At 67.0% G+C, this 1,643-nt stretch carries 2 protein-coding genes and 1 pseudogene; all 3 read left to right on the forward strand.

From position 1 onward, the window contains the following. Positions 1-734 (forward strand): HAD-IC family P-type ATPase (locus tag JF597_RS54735; protein WP_294014647.1); only part of this gene is annotated, 734 nt, incomplete at its 5' end. A 5-nt stretch (positions 735-739) separates the two neighbouring features. After that, positions 740-1,408, forward strand: coding sequence for a potassium-transporting ATPase subunit C (locus tag JF597_RS54740; protein ID WP_294014650.1), 669 nt, complete (start codon positions 740-742; stop codon positions 1,406-1,408). Positions 1,409-1,539: 131 nt separating this feature from the next. Then, positions 1,540-1,643: pseudogene (locus JF597_RS54745) on the forward strand (DNA-binding response regulator); the annotation flags it as partial.

Genomic DNA, 1,643 nt, shown 5'->3' on the forward strand with positions numbered 1-1,643 from the left:
TGGGCGTCATCCACCTCAAGGACGTCGTCAAGGAGGGCATGCGGGAGCGGTTCGACGAGCTGCGCCGGATGGGCATCAAGACCGTCATGATCACGGGCGACAACCCGCTGACGGCGAAGGCCATCGCCGAGGAGGCGGGCGTCGACGACTTCCTCGCGGAGGCCACCCCCGAGGACAAGATGGCGCTGATCAAGCGGGAGCAGGCGGGCGGCAAGCTCGTCGCGATGACCGGCGACGGCACCAACGACGCACCGGCCCTCGCGCAGGCGGACGTGGGCGTCGCGATGAACACGGGTACGTCGGCCGCGAAGGAGGCCGGCAACATGGTCGACCTCGACTCGAACCCGACCAAGCTGATCGAGATCGTCGAGATCGGCAAGCAACTCCTCATCACCCGGGGCGCGTTGACCACGTTCTCCATCGCCAACGACGTCGCCAAGTACTTCGCGATCATCCCGGCGCTGTTCGCGGCGGTCTACCCGGGCCTGGACAAGCTCAACGTCATGGCCCTGGCCTCGCCGGACTCCGCGATCCTGTCCGCGGTCATCTTCAACGCGCTGATCATCATCGCGCTGGTGCCGCTCGCCCTGCGCGGTGTGCGGTACCGGCCGGTCAGCGCGGACAAGATGCTGCGGCGCAACCTGACGATCTACGGCATCGGCGGGCTGATCGCGCCCTTCATCGGCATCAAGCTCATCGACCTGCTCATCTCCCTCATCCCCGGAATCGGCTGATCCCCGTGAACAACTCGGTATCCAACACTGCCCGGTTGCTCTGGGCGGGCCTGCGCGCCCTCCTCGTGCTGACCCTGGTGACCGGCGTCATCTACCCGCTGGTGGTGACCGGTATCGCCCAGGGGCTGTTCAGTGACCAGGCCAACGGCTCCGAGATCAAGGCGGGCGGCAAGGTCGTCGGCTCGTCCCTCATCGGCCAGGCGTACAACCTGCCACTGAAGAAGGGCCAACAGACGCCGGAACCCGACCTGAAGTGGTTCCAGGGCCGCCCGCAGAACGGCCTCGGCAGCAACAGCGTCAACACCCGGTACAAGCTGATCCTCTCCGGCGCCACGAACCGGTCCGCCGACAACAAGGACCTGATCGCCTGGGTGACGGCAGCCAAGGCCGCCGTCATCAAGGACAACTCGGTCGGCGGCTACACCGTCAAGCCCTCCCAGGTCCCCGCCGACGCGGTGACTTCCTCCGGATCCGGCCTGGACCCGGACATCTCCCCGCAGTACGCGGACATCCAGGTCCACCGGATCGCCGAGAAGAACGGGCTGTCCGTCGCCGAGGTGGACAGGCTGGTCAAGGACCACACCGAGGGCCGCACCCTCGGCTTCATGGGCGAGCCCCGCGTGAACGTCCTCGAGCTCAACATCGCGCTCAAGGACCTCGTGAGCAAGGGCTGACGGCCGTACGCGACCATGCGGGAGTTGGCGGCCCGGGAGAATCCCTGGTCCCGTCAACTTCCGCGGTCACGACGTCGGTTGCCGTGTTCTCGAGACCTATGACCCGACGTACGACAGGAAGGCGCACACCCATGACACGGGTGCTGGTGGTGGAGGACGACCCGCAGCTCGTACGGGCCCTCGTCATCAATCTCCAGGCACGCCGGTACGGGGTCGACGTGGCCCCCGACGGCAC

Source organism: Streptomyces sp. (assembly GCF_019510245.1).
Lineage (GTDB): Bacteria > Actinomycetota > Actinomycetes > Streptomycetales > Streptomycetaceae > Streptomyces.